The following is a 17,931-nucleotide window of genomic DNA, read 5'->3' on the forward strand; positions in this document are numbered from 1 at the left end:
CGCCTGCGTGTCACGTACAGGCAATGGACGCTGCGTCGAGCCGAGCGGTCGGGAAGCGACACCCTGTCGATCGCCCGCCTACGTACCCGCCTACGTACCCGCCTACGTAACGGACGGCAGCCGCGGCCGTCCGGCTACCGCCGCTCACACCGGCGCCAGCCACCCCGCCAGATCCCCCGCGGTGATCCGCTCCAGCACAGAGGCGTCGACCGGGCCCGGGTAGAGGCGATACACCGTGCCCGACGTGACCCCGTCCGTGCCCTCCAACTCGCCGTGCAGTAGCGCCAGTAGAGCGCGGCGGCCCGCCAGCTCCGGCTCGGGCTCCGCGCGCAGCTCGTCCGGCTCCCAGCCGTCGCGGACCCGCAGCGCGAAGTCGGCGCGCGGCTCGTCCCCGGCCCGGCGGTAGCCCCACAGGACGTGCCCACGGCCGCGCACGTACACCGGGCCGTCGGTGCGCGCCGCCGCCGTCCAGCAGGCGAGGTCCCACAGGGTGGCCCGGCCGCGCGGCTGGAAGGTGTCGAGCAGGTCGTTGCCCATGCGGCCCAGCTGCTTGCGGTAGCGCCACACGGCGTGGTTCCCTTCGCCCGTGGCGAGGGTGACGTCGGCCCACCAGGCCTGCCGCGTCCGCAGGTCGACGATCATCGGCACGCGCAGCGCCGCGTCCCCCGCGAGGTCGAAGCGCTGCCGGACCGTGCGCGGGTCGTACTCCGCCCGCTTCCCGCCACGTACCGCCATGAACCCCGCGAAGGCGTCCGGGAGTTCATCGAAGGGCACGTTGTTGTACGAGAGGACCGCGGGCACCACGAAGCGCACCCCCACGTCGGCGAGGCGCGGCAGGTTCAGGTCCAGATACTCGGTGGCGCCGTGCGGGGCGGGCGCCGACGTCAGGTCGCCGGAGTGCCGTGCGGCGCCGCCCGCGTACGTGAGGTGCGTGTAGTCGCACAGGCCGATGAAGCGCCACAGGTCGTCGTAGAGCGCGACGGACAGGTCGAGGTCGACGCGCACGCCCTTGGGCTGTAGCCAGTGCAGGAAGAGCCGCACGGTCTCGCTGTCCGCGGGCATGGGCAGCGAGCTGCCGCGCGGCACCGCGACCAGCGAGGCCGCCGACGCGCGCTCGGCGAACGGCACCGGCAGATCGGCGAGCGCGGCGTCGAGGACGGCCACGTCGTACCGCTCGCTCTGTCCCGCCCGCTCGCCCTCAACCGCCCGCTCGCCCCGCCCCGCGGCGAGCCGCCGCACCGCCTCCGCCTCGATCAGCTCACCGGCACGCCCCGCCACCCGGGACGGCAGCGGCGGCCGGTCGTCGTCGACCGCGTACGCCCGGGTGATGCGCCCGCGCGGGAAGAAGACGCGGCGGTGCCCCGGCACGGCACGGACCTTCATGCGGCCGTACGCACCGAGCAGCGGCCCGGGAGCGGTGTGCGGCAGGGCGTCCGCGAGCGCCTCGCCGACCGCGTCCGGCAGGGTCTCGGCGCCCGACCGGGCGAGCAACAGGTCGAGGCGGCGCAGGAGTTCACCGGGGCGCTCGCGCAGCAGCCCGGCCGCGGCCGTGGTGTCCCAGCGGCCGATGGCCTCCTCGACGCGCCCCTGCCAGGTGGAGATCCGCAGCCGGTCGCCCTCGATGCGGACGTCCTCGTGGCGTGCGGCCTCGGCGAGCAGCACCTCGGAGAGCGCGGTGTCGCCGATGCGGGTCCCGCGCAGGACGGCGAAGGCGAGCGCCACGCGCGCGTGCCGGTGTGCCTGCTCGAAGGGGTGCAGGATTTCCCCGACCCGCTTCCAGGCACGCGGGTTGCGGGCCATGTCCTCGGCGAGGCGGCGGAGGTCGAAGCCGTCCAGCAGGGCGAGGAGTTCACGGCGGACGGGACGCGGGAGCCCGCGCAGCCGCGGCAGTTCGAGCAGGTCGGGATCGCCCCCGGACCGTACGACGAGGATGCGCAGCACGTCGGTGGCGGTGTCCGCGTACGTCCCGACGAGCGCGCGCACCTCCGGCACGTCCACGTCCAGCAGCGGCGCGAGGGCGAGGGCCTTGCTCTCGCGCAGGGGGATGGCGGCCGGGAGCCGGTCGGCGGCGTCGGCCGGGTCCAGGTGTCCCAGGAGCAGCACCAGGTCGTCGTGGTCCTGGGGGTTCAGGGGCGTACGGCGGGCGAGCAGGGCGGCGAGTTCGGCGGCGGCGTCGCCCGGCGCGGCCAGGGTCAGCGCGCGCAGGATCTCGCCGCCGTCACCGCCGAGGCCGGCACCGGTGTCGAGCCACGGGTCGGTGGGCCCGTCCGTCTCGTAGCGGTTCTCGCAGACCGGGCAGGCGTACCAGACGCAGCACAGGTCGCAGCAGCCCGTGTCCAGCTCCTTGCGGTGGCAGTCGTCGCACAGCAGATGCGCGCAGGGCGCGAGCGCGCGCACGCGTGCCTTGGTGCCCGCGCAGTTCATGCAGGGCTGGTGGGGCTGGGCGGCGAGGTGTTCGACGATGAGGGCGGTGTAGCGGTCGTACGCGGGCTGGTACGGGATGTCGTCGGGGAAGCGCTGGAACAGCGGGGCGTGATGGCGGTCGGAGCCCATCAGCGCGTCGACGTCGGCGATCAGCTTCATGCCGGTCGCGGCGAGGTCGGGGACGGAGAGCGCGGTGAGCGCGCGGCGCAGCGGAACCGTCAACAGGTGCCCGCGGTCGGCGAGTTCGGCCTCAAGGACGACCACGGCGGCATCGGTCTCGGCGGACCGTCCGACAGCAGGACCGGCGGGAACGCGCACGCTCTGCCGGCGGCGCAGCAGCAGCCCGGCGAGGTCGTCGGCCGTCGTCATCATCAGGTCCCACCCCCGTAGGTACAGAAAGGCGGGAGCGGGGAGTGGGTGCGCTACGGATCTTTTGCAGAGATGAGTAAGAAGGAAGCACACCACGGAGCCGCCCCCGCGTACACAACGGTACGCGGGGGCGGAAAGGGCGTCACACGATTAATGCCGGGGTGCCCGGCGGCGAGCACCCCGGCGTACGCGAACTAGTCCTCGATGGACGTCATCACGTGCTTGATGCGCGTGTAGTCGTCGAACCCGTAGGCCGAAAGGTCCTTGCCGTAGCCGGACTTCTTGAAGCCGCCGTGCGGCATCTCCGCGACCAGCGGGATGTGCGTGTTGATCCAGACGCAGCCGAAGTCGAGGACCTTGGACATGCGCATGGCGCGCGAGTGGTTCTGCGTCCAGACCGAGGAGGCCAGGGCGTAGTCCACGCCGTTCGCGTACGAGACGGCCTGCGCCTCGTCCGTGAAGGACTGGACGGTGATGACCGGCCCGAAGACCTCGTTCTGGATGATCTCGTCGTCCTGCTTGAGCCCGGAGACGACGGTCGGGGCGTAGAAGAAGCCCTTCTCGCCGACGCGTCGGCCGCCCGCCTCGACCTTGGCGTGCGCCGGAAGGCGGTCGATGAAGCCGGAGACCTGCTTGAGCTGGTTGGCGTTGTTGAGCGGGCCGAAGAGCACGTCCTCGTCGTCCGGCTGGCCGGTCTTCGTGTCGGCCGCGGCCTTGGCGAGCGCGGTCACGAACTCGTCGTGGATGGACTCGTGGACGAGCACGCGCGTGGCGGCCGTACAGTCCTGGCCCGCGTTGAAGAAGCCCGCCACGGAGATGTCCTCGACGGCCTTGGCGATGTTCGCGTCCTCGAAGACGACGACCGGCGCCTTGCCGCCCAGCTCCAGGTGGACCCGCTTGAGGTCCTTGGACGCGGACTCGGCGACCTGCATGCCGGCGCGCACGGAACCGGTGATGGAGGCCATCGCCGGGGTGTGGTGCTCGACCATCGCGCGGCCCGTGTCACGGTCGCCGCAGACGACGTTGAAGACGCCCTTGGGGACGATGGAGCCGATGATCTCCGCCATCAGGACGGTCGACGCGGGGGTCGTGTCCGAGGGCTTGAGGACGACGGTGTTGCCCGCGGCGAGCGCCGGGGCGAACTTCCATACGCCCATCATCATCGGGTAGTTCCAGGGCGCGACCTGCGCGCAGACGCCGATCGGCTCGCGGCGGATGATGGAGGTCAGACCCTCCATGTACTCGCCGGCGGCGCGGCCTTCGAGCATCCGGGCCGCACCCGCGAAGAAGCGGATCTGGTCGACCATGGGCGGGATTTCCTCGGACCGCGTGAGCCCGGTCGGCTTGCCCGTGTTCTCGACCTCGGCCGCGATGAGCTCCTCGGCGCGCTCCTCGAAGGCGTCGGCGATCTTCAGCAGGGCCTTCTGCCGCTCGGCGGGCGTCAGGTCACGCCAGGCGGGGAACGCGGCGGCGGCCGCCTCCATGGCGGCATCGACGTCGGCCTGCCCGGACAGCGGGGCGGTGGCGTAGGACTCGCCCGTGGCGGGGTTGACCACCTCGGTGGTCCGCCCGTCGGCGGCGTCCCGGAATTCGCCGTTGATGTAGTTACGCAGACGGCGCAGCTCGGTGGTCACGTCCGGCCCTCCAGTCAGATGTCCAGTGGATGAGACACCCACCCTAGTCGGTGTACCGACGCTTTCAACATACCCAGCGGCCCAGAACTGCGAAATCCGTGACGATTGAAGCTCCAGACAACGAATTACATCGATCTGACCTTGCGGAACCGACGAGTCCTGTGCACCATGGGGTCGTGGCCAGTCGCAGCGCAGATTCCAGCAGTTCCCGACAAGGGAACGGTTCTTCGTCCATCGACGCCGTCTCCCTGGCGATCATCGAACAGCTTCAGGAGGACGGACGCCGTCCGTACGCCGCCATCGGCAAGGCCGTGGGCCTTTCCGAAGCGGCCGTGCGCCAGCGCGTCCAGAAGCTGCTCGACCAGGGCGTGATGCAGATCGTCGCCGTCACGGACCCGCTCACCGTGGGGTTCAGGCGGCAGGCAATGGTCGGCATCAACGTCGAGGGCGATCTGGATCCGGTCGCGGAGGCGCTGACGGCCATGGCCGAGTGTGAGTACGTGGTCATGACCGCGGGCTCCTTCGACCTGATGGTGGAGGTCGTCTGCGAGGACGACGACCACCTTCTCGAAGTGATCAACAAGCGCATCCGCGCCCTCCCCGGCGTGCGCTCCACCGAGAGCTTCGTCTACCTGAAGCTCAAGAAGCAGACCTATATGTGGGGAACCCGATAGCCGTGAGCAAGGACCTCAGCCAAACCGCGTACGACCACTTGTGGATGCACTTCACCCGCATGTCGGACTACGAGAACGCACCCGTGCCCACCATCGTGCGTGGCGAGGGCACCTACATCTACGACGACAAGGGCAAGAAGTACCTCGACGGCCTCTCCGGCCTGTTCGTGGTCAACGCCGGTCACGGTCGTCACGAGCTCGCCGAGACCGCGTACAAGCAGGCTCAGGAGCTGGCCTTCTTCCCGGTGTGGAGCTACGCCCACCCGAAGGCCGTCGAGCTGGCGGAACGTCTGGCCAACCACGCGCCCGGCGACCTCAACAAGGTCTTCTTCACCACCGGTGGCGGCGAGGCCGTCGAGACCGCGTGGAAGCTGGCGAAGCAGTACCACAAGCTCACCGGCAACCACACGAAGTACAAGGTCATCTCGCGCGCGGTCGCCTACCACGGCACCCCGCAGGGCGCCCTGTCCATCACCGGTCTGCCCGCGCTCAAGGCCCCCTTCGAGCCGCTCGTCCCGGGCGCGCACAAGGTGCCGAACACGAACATCTACCGCGCCCCGATCCACGGCGATGACCCCGAGGCCTTCGGCCGCTGGGCCGCCGACCAGATCGAGCAGGAGATCCTCTTCGAGGGTCCCGAGACGGTCGCCGCCGTGTTCCTGGAGCCGGTACAGAACGCGGGCGGCTGCTTCCCGCCCCCGCCCGGCTACTTCCAGCGCGTCCGCGAGATCTGCGACAAGTACGACGTGCTGCTCGTCTCCGACGAGGTCATCTGCGCCTTCGGCCGCCTGGGCACGATGTTCGCCTGTGACAAGTTCGACTACATCCCGGACATGATCACCTGCGCCAAGGGCATGACCTCGGGCTACTCCCCGATCGGCGCCTGCATCATCTCGGACAAGCTCGCCGAGCCGTTCTACAAGGGTGACAACACCTTCCTGCACGGCTACACCTTCGGCGGCCACCCGGTCTCGGCCGCGGTCGGCATCGCCAACCTCGACATCTTCGAGAAGGAGGGCCTGAACCAGCACGTACTCGACAACGAGGACGCGTTCTACCAGACCCTGCGCAAGCTGCACGACCTGCCGATCGTCGGCGACGTCCGCGGCAACGGCTTCTTCTACGGCATCGAGCTCGTGAAGGACAAGGCCACCAAGGAGACGTTCAACGACGAGGAGACCGAGCGCGTCCTGTACGGCTTCCTCTCCAAGGCGCTGTACGAGAACGGCCTGTACTGCCGCGCCGACGACCGTGGCGACCCGGTCGTCCAGCTCGCCCCGCCGCTGATCTCCACCCAGGAGACCTTCGACGAGATCGAGGGCATCCTGCGCCACGTCCTCACGGAGGCGTGGACGAAGCTCTGATCCACGGAGGTCCGCGTGGATCCACAGGGAAGCACGACGTCCCTCAGGGATCCATAGTGTGATCGAGTGATCAACACCGGCCCCGGGGGCGCCCGTTCGAGTGAGAACGGGCGCCCCCGGGCCGCGTCGTTTCCAGGCAGCGCGGCCTGGATCCCTAGCGTGCCCAGTGACCGATCGGCCCCGCCTTCGTTCCCCCGTACGGGGGAGGCAAACTGATCTGAACCGAGGTGTACGTGATGGTGGCCCCGCCGGACAACGACGTGCTGTGGGCACGCGCCCTCCACGTCTCACACAACGGCTCGCCCGCGCTCACCGGCGTATCGCTCGGTGTGCGCGAGGGCGAGATCCTCGCCGTCACCGGCCCGCGCGGCAGCGGCAAGACGACCCTGCTGCGCTGCCTCTCCGGCCAGCTCCTGGCCCAGCAGGGCGAGGTCTGGTTCAACAGCACGCCGGTGCACACGATGGGGCCGGTGGTCCGCGAACGCCTTCGCCGCGACCGCTTCGGCTGGATCGACCCGGAGCCGCACCTCGTGCCCGAGCTCACGGCCTGGGAGAACGTCGCGATGCCGCTGATGCTGCGCGGCACGTCGCACAAGGTCTCCAGGAGTTCCGCCCAGGAGTGGCTCGACCGCCTCGACATCGGTGACTGCGCCCGCAAGCGGCCGCACGCGCTGCTCCAGGCCCAGCGCCAGCGCATCGCCATCGCCCGCTCCCTGGTCACGATGCCGTCCGTGATCTTCGCCGACGAGCCGACCGCGCCGCTGCACCGCGCCGACCGCGCCCACGTCCTGCGCACGCTGACGACCGCGGCCCGCTCGCACGGCATCACGGTCGTCCTCGCCACGCACGACGCGGAGGTCGCCGCCCTCGCCGACCGGACGGTCACGCTGCTCGACGGGAGGCGCGTGAACACGGTGCACCTGCCGGGATCGGGTGGGCTCGCGGCGAGGGGCGGGGCCGAGGGTGGTGCGGGCAGCGCGGGCGCCGAGGGTGGTGCGGAGGCCGGAGAAGCCGCGGATGGCGGGGGTGGCAGGGGTGGCGGGGGTGGCTCCGCTTCCGCTTCCGCCGAGGGCGATTCCGACGATGCGGAAGGCCGGGCAGCGTGCTCGCTCTCCGTCTAGCCCGCGGGGCTCATCCCCTGGTCCAGCTGCGCAGGCTGCTCGTCGCCGCGGCGTCGGCGGGCACCGGCTTCCTGCTGCTGTGCACGCTGGGGTACGCGATGGGGCACCCGGACGCGTCCGGCGGGGCCGTGCTGCGGCTCGCCTGGTGCGCCGCGCCGGTCGCCGCCACCGTGTACTTCGCCGTCACCGTCGCGCGCACCGACCCGTCGACCAGGCCGCGCTCCGGGCTCTCCGCGGTCGGGCTCGGTCCGGCCAGGCTCTCGGTGCTCGCCGCGATCTCCACGGCCGTGGCGTGCACGCTCGGCTCGATGGTCGCGCTCCTGTTCTTCCTGCACCTGCGGGGCGATCTGACGGGCCTGCCGTTCGACGGAGCGTCAGCGGGCCTGCTCGCCGCCGGGCAGCCGCTGCCCATCGGCGCGGCGCTCACCCTGCTCGCCCTGGTCCCGCTGACCGCCACCGCGGCCAGCGCGGCCGTACTGCGGCCCAGGACCGCCAAGCCGGGCGGCAAGCCGGGAGCCAAGTCCGGCGCCAGGTCCGGTGCGCGCGACGGTGCCGGGCAGGTGGAGCCGGCGGACCCGAACGCACCCGCCGCCCCGCCGAGCGGACTGCCCTGGGGGGTCGCGCTCCTCGCCGCGGGCCTCGCCGTCGAGACGTACGCGAGCCGCTCCCCCGGCGCCTCGGACCTGAGCATGCCGGGCGGCCTGACCGGCAGCCCCGCGGGTGTGCTCGCCGGATGGGCGCTGACGGCGCTCGCCCTCGCCCTCGCGGGACCCGGCCTCACCCATCTCTGCGGGCGGATCCTGCAGGCGGTCAGGCCCGGCGCGATGCGGCTCCTTGCCGGGCGTGGGCTGCAGGAGGAGGCCCGACGGATCGGGCGGCCGCTCGGGGTGCTCTGTGTGGTGGGCTCCGCGGCGTACGCGGCGCTCACGCTCTACTCCGGTGACCGGCCGGACATCGGCCCGCTGACCACGCTCGGCTCGCTGCTCGTGGCGGGCTGCGCCGTCCTCACCCTGGCCACGGCCGCGATCGAGGCCAAGCACGCGCGCTCGGACACGACATCGGCGCTGCTCCAGCTCGGAGCTCCGGCATCGATGCTGCGCGGCACCGCCGCACTGCGGGCCGGCGCGCTCGCGGCCGTGTTCGGCCCGCTGACCTGGGTGGTCGCGCAGCTGGCGGCGCTACCGCTGGCGGGCTGAGAGCCCGCGCCCGGCACGCGGAGGGAGGCGGCCGGCGTCCCGGCGAGCTGAGGCGAAAAGAAAATCCGCGACAAGCGATGAGTTCCGCGTCGAACGTACGTCTACCCCTCCGTAAGACACGGGACGCACGCACCACGCTGAACTCACCGCAACGGGAGACACCTCATGTACCAGCAGATGATCTTCGTGAACCTCGCCGTGAACGACGTCGACAGCTCGAAGAAGTTCTTCACGGAGCTCGGCTACACGATCAATCCGCAGTTCACGACGGACGACTGCGCCTGCGTCGTGATCAGCGACACGATCGTCGCGATGATGCTGAGCAAGAAGCACTACCAGCAGTTCACGGAGAAGCAGATCGCGGACCCGAGGTCGACCAGCGAGACGCTGCTGTGTCTGAGCGCCGAGAGCCGCGAGAAGGTCGACGAGCTGGTCGACAAGGCGCTGGCGGCCGGCGGCACGGCGGGCAAGACACAGGACTACGGCATGATGTACGGCCGCGCCTTCGACGACCTGGACGGCCACACCTGGGAGATCATGTGGATGGACCCGTCCGAGGTCCAGGGCTGAGGGTCCGCGGGGCTGCGGTCCGCGGGGCTGGGGTCCGCGGGCGTGGAACCGGGATGCGCAGCTCTGGGCTGAGGTTCACCGCCCGGCATCGCCTGCTTAGCATGGGCGAATGCAGCCGACTCCCGCATCCGCATCCGCGTCCACGACGTCCGCGTCCGGCACCGCGCCCTCGCCCCAACTGCCGGGCGGTGACCGCGAGATCGAGTCGCTGGAGGAGTTCGACGAGGTCGCGGCGAGCGGCTCGCTCGCCGGGTGCCGCGTCCAGGCCATAGACCTGACGGCGCGTACGTCCGCGTTGCGGGCCTGCGACGCCACGGGCGCGGTATTCCTCGGCTGCCCGATGGAGCAGGACGCGGTGGACGCGATGCGGGCCGCCGGGGCGCTGGTGTTCCCACCCGTACCCGGCCTGCCGTTCGACCCGTACCGCGGCCTGCTCTACACGCCGGAAGAACTCTTCGCGGGGCTCTCCGACGGTGGGTACGAGGCGACTCCTGACGCCGGTGCGTACGCGTGGTTCCAGGAGACCAAGGCCGACGGCGACGTCTTCTCCTCGATGCTCCGCGCGATCCACGACGACTCGATCTCGGACGCACTCGACGAACTGCTCGTCAGCGCGCGGGTGGTGGGCGTGATGGGCGGCCACGCGATGGCCCGCGGCACCGCGGAGTACGAGGGTGCGGCCCGGCTCGGCCGCTCGCTCGCCCGCGCCGGGTTCACGGTCGCCACCGGTGGCGGTCCGGGCGCGATGGAGGCGGCGAACCTGGGCGCGTACGCGTCCGTCTTCCGCGACGAGATGCTGGACGAGGCGCTCGAACTGCTCGCCAAGGCGCCGTCCTTCAGCCCGTCGATCGCCGAATGGGCGCGGGCGGCCTTCGACGTCCGCGAGCGGTGGCCGTCCGGCGGCGCGTCGGTGGGCATCCCCACGTGGTTCTACGGCCACGAGCCGCCGAACGCCTTCGCCACGCACCTGGCCAAGTACTTCGCCAACGCCACCCGCGAGGACGGCCTGCTGGCCCGTTCGAACGCGGGCGTGATCTTCCTCCCCGGCGCGGCGGGCACGCTCCAGGAAATCTTCGACGCGGCCACCCCGAACTACTACGAGTCCCGCGGCGAACCGGCCCCCATGATCCTGGTCAACCACGACCACTGGACGAACCACCTCCCGGCCTGGCCCCTGCTGCAGGCGCTGGCGCGGGGCCGCACGATGGAGTCGAGGATCGCGCTGGTGGACAAGGTGGAGGACGCCCCGGCCACCTTGGCATCACTCCCGACGGACTGACGTCCTGTCCTATCCAGCCCCCCGCCCGGGGGGCTTTTCCGGCCCGTCCGGTGAGCTTTGCAGCCCGTCCGGCGTGAGCTTCTCCAGCCCGTCCGGTGAGCTGTTCAGCCCGTCCGGCGTTTGAGGACGAACTCGGCGGAGCCGGTGAACAGCGACTTCGGCGCACTGGCGGTCGTACTCCCCTGTCTTCATGGGCCGAACCCTAGGCACACCCCGCAGACACCCACACCTCAATACCGCCCGCCCACCCGCACCCCGCCCCGCCTCAGCCCAGAACCACGACATCCCCCGCGTCGAACGCAACCCCCACCGTCTCCCCCACCCCAGGCGCATCCCGCAACGCACAGGCCGCCTCGAGCCGCGGCCCCTCCGCAGGCTCCAGGTGAACGGCGACATGGGTCCCCCGGAACGTCCGCGCCGTCACCACGCACCGCAGCCCCTCGTCCGCGCCCACGAGCCGCACCCCGGCGGGCCGCACCAACACCCGGCACCGCCCATCCCTCACCCCCTCCGAGGCCCCCGCGACCGGCACCGGAATCTTGCCCCAGATGGTGTCCGCCACCTCCCCCGCCACCGTCGCGTCGACGACGTTGTCGAAGCCGAGGAACCGCGCCACGAACTCGTCCGCAGGATGCCGCCAGACCTCAAGGGGCGTACCGGACTGGGCGATCCGCCCGTCCCGCATCACCACGACCCGGTCCGCGAGCGCGAACGCCTCACCCTGGTCGTGCGTAACCGCGAGGACCGTCGTACCCAACTCGTCGAAGAGCTCACGGAGTTCGACGACAAGGCGTTCCCGCAGCGAACGGTCGAGCTGCCCGAGCGGCTCGTCGAGCATCAGCAGGCGCGGCCTGGGCGCGAGCGCACGCGCGAGAGCGACCCGCTGCTGCTCCCCGCCCGAGAGCGAGGCGACGGCCCGCCGCTGCGCACCCGGCAGCCCCACGAGTTCGAGCAACTCGGCCACCCGGTCGGCCTGTTCACCCCGCGATACGCCGTGCATCCGCAGCCCGAAGGCCACATTGCCCGCCACATCCCGCTGCGGGAAAAGCTGGTGATCCTGGAACATCAGGCCGACGCCCCGCTTGTGCGCGGGCACCCCCCGCTGGTCCCGGCCGTCGAGCAGAACCTGCCCGCCGTCGAGTTCCTGGAGCCCGGCGACGGCCCGCAACAGCGTCGACTTGCCACTGCCGCTCGGCCCGAGCACGCACACGATCTCGTGCTCCTCGACGTCAAGCCCGACCCCGTCGAGCACGGCCCGCGCCCCGAACCGAACGGTCGCATCAGCCAGAGTCAGCAGCCCCGCACCCTGCCCCGACCCCACACCCACACCCACACCCACACCCATCAGAACTCCCCAGTCGTGCGGTCGGTACGGAGGCGTTCGAGCAGTAGCAGCGACACCGCGCACACCACCATCAAGATCGTCGAAAGTGCCATCGCCTGCCCGTAGTTGAGCTCACCGGCCCGCCCCAGGAGGCGGGCCACGGCGACCGGCAGGGTCGGGTTGTCCGGCCGCGCGATGAACACCGTCGCGCCGAACTCCCCCAGGGACACGGCGAAGGCGAACCCGGCGGCGATCAGCAGTGCCCGTCTCACCATCGGCAGATCGACCTCACGCCACGCCCGCAGCGGCGACGCTCCGAGCACGGCGGCCGCCTCGCGCAGGCGTCCGTCCACCGCGCGCAGGACGGGAAGCATGGTGCGTACGACGAAGGGCACGCCCACCAGCGCCTGCGCGAGCGGCACCAGGATCCACGTGGACCGAAGGTCCAGCGGCGGCTTGTCCAGCGTGATCAGGAACCCGAAGCCGACCGTCACCGCGGACACCCCGAGCGGCAGCATCAGCAGCGCGTCGAAGCCGCGCACCAGGCGGCCGGCCCTCCGGGTGAGCGCCGCCGCCGCGAGCCCGCCGACCACCAGGGCGATGGCGGTGGCGGCGAGCGCGTACTGGAGCGAATTCCACACGGCCTCGATCGGCGGGACGAGGAAGGCCCCGCCCTCCGCCGATGTCAGTTCCTTGTAGTAGGTGAAGCCGTAGCCGTCGGGGGTGCTCAGTGACCGCTCGATCAGGACCCCGAGCGGCAGCAGGATCAGCACGGCGATGGTGAGCATGACCCCGCCCAGCAGCGCCCACTGCCCCGCGCCGCGCGGCCGCCGCGCCACCCCGGACGCGTCGACGAGCTTCAGCGCACTCTCCCGCCTGCGCACCGTCCACGCGTGCACGGCGAGGATCAAGCCCACCGCCACGAACTGAACGATCGTCAGGACGGCGGCCGTGGACAGGTCGAGGAGCTGGGCGGTCTGCCGGTAGATCTCGACCTCGAGGGTCGAGTACGCGGGCCCGCCGAGGATCTGCACCACACCGAACGAGGTGAAGGTGAACAGGAAGACCATGAGCGAGGCGGCGGCTACCGCGGGCCCGAGCGCGGGCAGCGTCACGGTCCGCCACGCGGTCCACCGCGAGGCGCCGAGCATCCGCGCGGCCTCTTCCTGGCGCGGGTCGAGCTGCGACCAGAGCCCGCCCACCGTCCGTACGACGACGGCGTAGTTGAAGAAGACGTGCGCGAGCAGGATCGCCCACACAGTCGTGTCGAGGCGCACGCCCCACATCTCGTCGAGCAGCCCGCCCCGGCCGAGCAGCGCGAGGAACGCGGTCCCGACGACGACCGTCGGCAGCACGAACGGCACCGTGACGACCGCCCGGAGCACCTGCTTGCCCCTGAACTCGAAGCGCGCGAAGACATACGCGCCGGGGAGCGCGATCAGCAGCGTGAGCGCGGTCGACGCGAGCGCCTGCCAGGTGGTGAACCACAGCACGTGCCGGACGTCGGACTGCCCGACGACCTCCGCGATCCGCCCGAACTGCCACGCCCCGCCCACCTTCAAGCCGCGCGCGACGATCGCGGCGACCGGATAGGCGAAGAAGACCGCGAAGAACGCGACGGGCACGGCCATCAGACCGAGCCGCGCCGCGCCCCCGCGCGAGCGCCCCTTACGGGAAGCGCTCCCCTTAGGGGATCCGCTTACTTCAGTACGAGCGAGGTCCACGACTTGACCCACTGATCACGGTTGTCGGCGATCTTCTTCGGGTCCATGGTCTCCGGGTCGTCGACCTTCACGCCGTGCTTGACGAACAGCTCGGGCAGCTCGGTCTTCTCCCGCACCGGGTTCACGAACATGTTCAGCGGCATGTCCTTCTGGAACTCGGCGCCGATCAGGAAGTCGAGCAGCGCCTTGCCGCCCTTCTCGTTCTTGGCGTTGCTGAGCAGACCCGCGTACTCGACCTGCCGGAAGCAGGTGCCGGTCGCGACGCCGGTCGGCGCCTGCTTGGGCTGCGGCTTGGCGTAGAGCACCTCGACGGGCGGCGACGAGGCGTACGAGACGACGAGCGGCCGGTCGCCCTTGGCCTTCTTGCCGCCGGCGGACCCGGAGAACTCTTCGTTGTAGGCCTGCTCCCAGCCGTCGACGACCTTGACGCCGTTGGCCTTGAGCTTCTTCCAGTAGCCCTGCCAGCCGTCGTCGCCGTACTGCGCGGCGCTGCCGAGCAGGAATCCGAGGCCGGGCGAGGAGGTCGAGGCGTTCTCGGTGACCAACAGGTCCTTGTAGGCGGGCTTGGTCAGATCCGCGAAGGACTTCGGCGGCGCCAGCTTCTTGTCGGCGAAGTACTTCTTGTCGTAGTTGACGCAGATGTCGCCGCTGTCGACGGGCGTCACCCGGTGCTTGTCCCCGTCGACCCGGAACTCCGGCCCGACCTTCTCCGAGCCCTTGGCCTCGTACGACTGGAAGAGACCGTTGTCGAGCGCGCGCGAGAGCAGGGTGTTGTCGACGCCGAAGAAGACATCGCCCTGCGGGTTGTCCTTGGACAGGATCGCCTTGTTCACGGCCGCACCGGCGTCGCCGTCCTTCAGCACGTTGACCTTGTAGCCGGAGCTCTTCTCGAACGCCTTCAGTACGTCCTTGGAGACGTTGAAGGAGTCATGGCTGACGAGCGTGACGCTCTTGGAGTCGGCCTTGTCGCCGCTGTCCGACGAGCTGCCGCACGCGGAGAGCGCGACGAGCCCGATGCTCACCGCGACCGCGGTGACCGTGACCTTCTTGGTGGTGCTCACTGAGTTCATTCCTCCTGGAGTGACCAGGAAGAGACGCGGCCCTGCCCGCGGAACAGACCGGATCGGACCGGTCCGCGGGCAGGGCGCAACAGCTTGAGTGATGTCCGAACTTCCTACCCGGAATGACCCGGGCAAGGTTCAGAGGGTCTGCGGCCAACCTGTCCTTGGCTGCCGCACTCTCAGCGCTGTGGCGCTCCCCTGTCGGAATATGAAGATGTGTTCCGGCTATGAAGATGTGTTTCGGCCAGCCTATCGCCCGGCGGGCTAGCGCTCCGACGCGGCGAGCTGACCGCACGCCCCGTCGATCTCCTGGCCACGGGTGTCACGAACCGTGACGGGCACGCCATGGGCGGCGATGGCGTCCACGAAGGCCTTCTCGTCCTCGGGCCGCGAGGCCGTCCACTTCGACCCGGGCGTCGGGTTCAGCGGAATGAGGTTCACGTGCACGGGCTTGTTCTTCAGCAGCCGCCCGAGGCGGTCACCGCGCCAGGCCTGGTCGTTGATGTCGCGGATCAGCGCGTACTCGATGGAGAGGCGACGCCCCGACTTGGCGGCGTACTCCCACCCGGCGTCCATCACTTCACGCACGTTCCAGCGCGTGTTGACGGGTACGAGGGTGTCGCGGAGCTCGTCGTCGGGCGCGTGCAGCGAGATGGCGAGGCGGCACTTGAAGCCCTCGTCGGCGAACCGGTGGATGGCGGGCACCAGACCGACGGTCGACACGGTGATGCCACGCTGCGAGAGGCCCACACCGTCCGGCTCGGGATCGGTCAGCCTGCGAATCGCCCCGGTCACCCGGTTGTAGTTGGCAAGAGGCTCGCCCATCCCCATAAACACGATGTTGGAGAGCCGAGCGGGCCCTCCAGGGATCTCCCCGTCCCGCAGCGCGCGCATCCCGTCAACGATCTGGTGCACGATCTCGGCGGTCGACAGATTCCGGTCGAGCCCGGCCTGCCCGGTGGCACAGAACGGACAGTTCATCCCACACCCGGCCTGCGACGAGATGCACATCGTCACGCGGTCCGGATAGCGCATGAGCACGGACTCGACGAGCGTCCCGTCGAAGAGCCGCCACAGCGTCTTGCGCGTGGTGTCGTCGTCACAGCTGATGTGCCGCACCACGGACATCAGCTCGGGAAGCAGCGCCTCCTGAAGCTTCTGACGTGAACCGGCGGGAATGTCGGTCCACTGCTCCGGGTCGTGCGCGTACCGCGCGAAGTAGTGCTGCGAAAGCTGCTTGGCGCGAAACGGCTTCTCGCCGGCAGCGGCAACGGCTTCCTTGCGCTCGGCGGGCGTGAGGTCGGCGAGATGCCGCGGCGGCTTCTTGGCTCCGCGGGGCGCGACAAAGGTGAGTTCTCCGGGTACAGGCATGGTCCTTCCAGTGTCGCAGACGATGAGAGCCCTCCCCTGTCCACCCACGGCGGCGCTGAGAACCGGTCGGCCGAAGGTCTGTCATGTGCCTGACATAGATCACTAGAGTCTTCCCTGACAACATCAACTTCGCTGGAGGTAATCAGCACGTGTTGAATCAAACGGGGAAGGCGCTCTTGATCGGCGCCACCGCGGCGCTCGCCGTGACGACCGCGGCACCGGCCCACGCCGGGACCGGGGTCCGGGCCGCGGCGGTCAGCAAGCACCAGGAAGTGCGCTGCGTGAAGCAGAGCGGCAGGACCTGCGCTTACTCGGTCTCCTTCTTCTACTGGAACAAGAAGGGGTCCACCAAGCGTGGCCTGAACTACGTCCAGTCGGCCAGGTCTCCGTACAAGGCGGGTAAGGCCCGCTGGCTGTACAAGCAGCCGGGCGGCTCGACCCACGTCGGCAAGAGCTGGCGCAAGGCCCACTCGGTTCCGCACGGCAACGCCGCCGAGGTCGAGTGGGGCAAGGTCGGGACCACCACGGGGCCCAAGCTCCGCAAGGGCACGCTGGTCTGTGTGCAGTGGAAGAACCTCTCGCAGAAGGCGTGCCACAAGCTGAAGTAAGCGGCGTACGGCACACTGCGCGCGGCATGCGAAAAGGGGCTCGCCGTCCAGCTGGACGGCGAGCCCCTCACGTACACAAGCGCAGGTCAGCCGGACCCGACGAAGATGACCAGCAGCAGCCAGACCACCGGTGCGGTCGGCAGCAGTGAGTCGAGGCGGTCCATGATGCCGCCGTGTCCCGGCAGCAGCGTGCCCATGTCCTTGATGCCGAGGTCACGCTTGATCATCGACTCGCCCAGGTCCCCGAGCGTCGCGCTCGCGGCGACCGCGAGGCCGATGAGCAGCCCCTGCCACCACGTGCCGCCGTCGATCAGGAACTCCATGCACAGCGCGCCACCCGCCATCGCGAACGTCACCGCTCCGACCAGGCCCTCGCGGGTCTTGCCGGGGCTGATGCGCGGGGCGAGCTTGTGCTTGCCGAAGCGCCAGCCGATCGCGTACGCCCCGGTGTCGCTGACCACGGTCAGGAGCAGGAACGTGAGCACCCGCATCGCGCCGTCGTCCGCGGTGAGCATCATCGCCACGAACGTGGCGAGGAACGGGACGTAGAACGCCGCGAAGACGCCTGCCGTGACGTCCTTCAGATAGCCCTCGGGCGGCTCGGTCATCCGCCAGACGAGCACCGCGAGCGCGGTGAGCGCCATGGCGACCCAGGCGCCCTCGGGCCCACGGACGTATCCGGCGACGACCATGGCGGCGCCGCCCACCGCCAGCGGGACCAGCGGCGCCTTGATCTCCTTGCGCTCCTGGAGCCGCGAGGTGAGCTCCCAGAGGCCGACCACGACGGCGACCGCTATGACGCCGATGAAGACGGCCTTCACGATGAAGAGCGACGCGATGATCACCGCGCCGAGCCCCACGCCGACTCCTATGGCCGCCCCGAGATCACGGCCCGCGCTCTTCTTCTGCGGCGCTTGAGGCGTCTGAGACACCTGTGGTGCCTGAGGCGTCTGAGGCGTGCGCGGCGCCTCGGGGGCGGGCTGTGATGCGCTGGGCATGGGCTCCTGGGGTACTTCAGGCATGTCAGGCACGATGGGCATGGGCTGCGTCTCTGCTGGATACAGGGCGTCATGCGCATCGTACGCGGGACCTGCCGGGGCAGCCCCTTGAGCAGGGCCCTGGTCGGGCGGCCCCCAGTACCCGGCTCTGGGAGGCGCCCCCCAGGAAGAGTCGTTCACGGATCGGATTCCTCAGTCCTCAGACTTCGAGCCC

The 17,931-nt window shown here is 70.3% G+C and carries 14 protein-coding genes and 1 riboswitch; of the genes, 7 read left to right on the forward strand and 7 right to left on the reverse strand.

Annotated features, from left to right (window positions below; genetic code table 11):
• Window positions 1–144 precede the first annotated feature (144 nt).
• Both AB0E78_RS28155 and AB0E78_RS28160 read right to left on the reverse strand, forming a co-directional pair.
• Window positions 145–2,796, reverse strand: a complete 2,652-nt coding sequence (locus tag AB0E78_RS28155) for an MXAN_6230/SCO0854 family RING domain-containing protein (protein WP_361837964.1) — start codon at window positions 2,794–2,796, stop codon at window positions 145–147.
• 191 nt (window positions 2,797–2,987) lie between these two features.
• The gene (locus AB0E78_RS28160) at window positions 2,988–4,427 is read right to left on the reverse strand and encodes a gamma-aminobutyraldehyde dehydrogenase (protein WP_361837967.1); all 1,440 of its coding nucleotides are present in this window, start codon (window positions 4,425–4,427) and stop codon (window positions 2,988–2,990) included.
• A 161-nt stretch (window positions 4,428–4,588) separates the two neighbouring features.
• Here AB0E78_RS28160 and AB0E78_RS28165 point away from each other — a divergent pair, with 161 nt between their 5' ends.
• From AB0E78_RS28165 to AB0E78_RS28190, 6 genes are all read left to right on the forward strand, one after another.
• Window positions 4,589–5,101 carry an Lrp/AsnC family transcriptional regulator gene (locus tag AB0E78_RS28165; protein ID WP_249592806.1) on the forward strand — a complete coding sequence of 171 codons (513 nt, stop codon included), beginning with the start codon at window positions 4,589–4,591 and terminating at the stop codon, window positions 5,099–5,101.
• Entirely contained in the window at window positions 5,086–6,465 is a 1,380-nt protein-coding gene (locus AB0E78_RS28170) for an aspartate aminotransferase family protein (protein WP_361837971.1), read from the forward strand. The genes AB0E78_RS28165 and AB0E78_RS28170 overlap by 16 nt, the downstream gene beginning before the upstream one ends.
• 236 nt (window positions 6,466–6,701) lie before the next feature.
• The gene (locus tag AB0E78_RS28175; protein ID WP_361837973.1) at window positions 6,702–7,586 is read left to right on the forward strand and encodes an ATP-binding cassette domain-containing protein; all 885 of its coding nucleotides are present in this window, start codon (window positions 6,702–6,704) and stop codon (window positions 7,584–7,586) included.
• The gene (locus AB0E78_RS28180; protein ID WP_361837976.1) at window positions 7,568–8,782 is read left to right on the forward strand and encodes a hypothetical protein; all 1,215 of its coding nucleotides are present in this window, start codon (window positions 7,568–7,570) and stop codon (window positions 8,780–8,782) included. Before AB0E78_RS28175 ends, AB0E78_RS28180 begins: the two co-directional genes overlap by 19 nt.
• Before the next feature lie 165 nt (window positions 8,783–8,947).
• Window positions 8,948–9,352, forward strand: a complete 405-nt coding sequence (locus AB0E78_RS28185; protein WP_361837979.1) for a VOC family protein — start codon at window positions 8,948–8,950, stop codon at window positions 9,350–9,352.
• Between the two features lie 109 nt (window positions 9,353–9,461).
• On the forward strand, window positions 9,462–10,631 hold the full coding sequence (locus AB0E78_RS28190) for an LOG family protein (protein WP_361837982.1): 1,170 nt from the start codon (window positions 9,462–9,464) through the stop codon (window positions 10,629–10,631).
• A gap of 265 nt (window positions 10,632–10,896) precedes the next feature.
• On the opposite strand, the gene AB0E78_RS28195 is transcribed toward AB0E78_RS28190, so the two are convergent.
• The 4 genes from AB0E78_RS28195 to rlmN form a co-directional block, all read right to left on the reverse strand.
• Complete coding sequence (locus tag AB0E78_RS28195) at window positions 10,897–11,976, reverse strand: ABC transporter ATP-binding protein (RefSeq protein ID WP_361837984.1); 1,080 nt, start codon at window positions 11,974–11,976, stop codon at window positions 10,897–10,899.
• Complete coding sequence (locus AB0E78_RS28200; protein WP_361837987.1) at window positions 11,976–13,586, reverse strand: iron ABC transporter permease; 1,611 nt, start codon at window positions 13,584–13,586, stop codon at window positions 11,976–11,978. The genes AB0E78_RS28195 and AB0E78_RS28200 overlap by 1 nt, the downstream gene beginning before the upstream one ends.
• A gap of 68 nt (window positions 13,587–13,654) precedes the next feature.
• Window positions 13,655–14,749 carry a thiamine ABC transporter substrate-binding protein gene (locus tag AB0E78_RS28205; RefSeq protein ID WP_361837990.1) on the reverse strand — a complete coding sequence of 365 codons (1,095 nt, stop codon included), beginning with the start codon at window positions 14,747–14,749 and terminating at the stop codon, window positions 13,655–13,657.
• An 83-nt stretch (window positions 14,750–14,832) separates the two neighbouring features.
• A riboswitch (TPP riboswitch) is annotated at window positions 14,833–14,950 on the reverse strand.
• A gap of 54 nt (window positions 14,951–15,004) precedes the next feature.
• The gene (rlmN, locus tag AB0E78_RS28210; protein WP_361837993.1) at window positions 15,005–16,111 is read right to left on the reverse strand and encodes a 23S rRNA (adenine(2503)-C(2))-methyltransferase RlmN; all 1,107 of its coding nucleotides are present in this window, start codon (window positions 16,109–16,111) and stop codon (window positions 15,005–15,007) included.
• Between the two features lie 149 nt (window positions 16,112–16,260).
• Between rlmN and AB0E78_RS28215 the strand changes: the two genes are divergently transcribed.
• Window positions 16,261–16,719: a hypothetical protein gene (locus tag AB0E78_RS28215; protein ID WP_361837996.1), complete on the forward strand. Its 459-nt coding sequence runs from the start codon at window positions 16,261–16,263 to the stop codon at window positions 16,717–16,719.
• Between the two features lie 86 nt (window positions 16,720–16,805).
• On the opposite strand, the gene AB0E78_RS28220 is transcribed toward AB0E78_RS28215, so the two are convergent.
• Entirely contained in the window at window positions 16,806–17,897 is a 1,092-nt protein-coding gene (locus AB0E78_RS28220; RefSeq protein ID WP_361837999.1) for a phosphatidate cytidylyltransferase, read from the reverse strand.
• Window positions 17,898–17,931: the final 34 nt, after the last annotated feature.

It is taken from the genome of Streptomyces sp. NPDC032198, from assembly GCF_040636975.1.
GTDB lineage: Bacteria > Actinomycetota > Actinomycetes > Streptomycetales > Streptomycetaceae > Streptomyces.

What these genes read in the sequence shown, in the direction of transcription:
- AB0E78_RS28185 (WP_361837979.1), top strand. Translation starts at nt 8,948, where the DNA reads ATGTACCAGCAGATGATCTTCGTGAACCTCGCCGTGAACGACGTCGAC.
- AB0E78_RS28175 (WP_361837973.1), top strand. Translation starts at nt 6,702, where the DNA reads ATGGTGGCCCCGCCGGACAACGACGTGCTGTGGGCACGCGCCCTCCAC.
- AB0E78_RS28200 (WP_361837987.1), bottom strand. Translation starts at nt 13,586, where the DNA reads ATGGCCGTGCCCGTCGCGTTCTTCGCGGTCTTCTTCGCCTATCCGGTC.
- rlmN (WP_361837993.1), bottom strand. Translation starts at nt 16,111, where the DNA reads ATGCCTGTACCCGGAGAACTCACCTTTGTCGCGCCCCGCGGAGCCAAG.
- AB0E78_RS28155 (WP_361837964.1), bottom strand. Translation starts at nt 2,796, where the DNA reads ATGATGACGACGGCCGACGACCTCGCCGGGCTGCTGCTGCGCCGCCGG.
- AB0E78_RS28205 (WP_361837990.1), bottom strand. Translation starts at nt 14,749, where the DNA reads ATGAACTCAGTGAGCACCACCAAGAAGGTCACGGTCACCGCGGTCGCG.
- AB0E78_RS28190 (WP_361837982.1), top strand. Translation starts at nt 9,462, where the DNA reads ATGCAGCCGACTCCCGCATCCGCATCCGCGTCCACGACGTCCGCGTCC.
- AB0E78_RS28195 (WP_361837984.1), bottom strand. Translation starts at nt 11,976, where the DNA reads ATGGGTGTGGGTGTGGGTGTGGGTGTGGGGTCGGGGCAGGGTGCGGGG.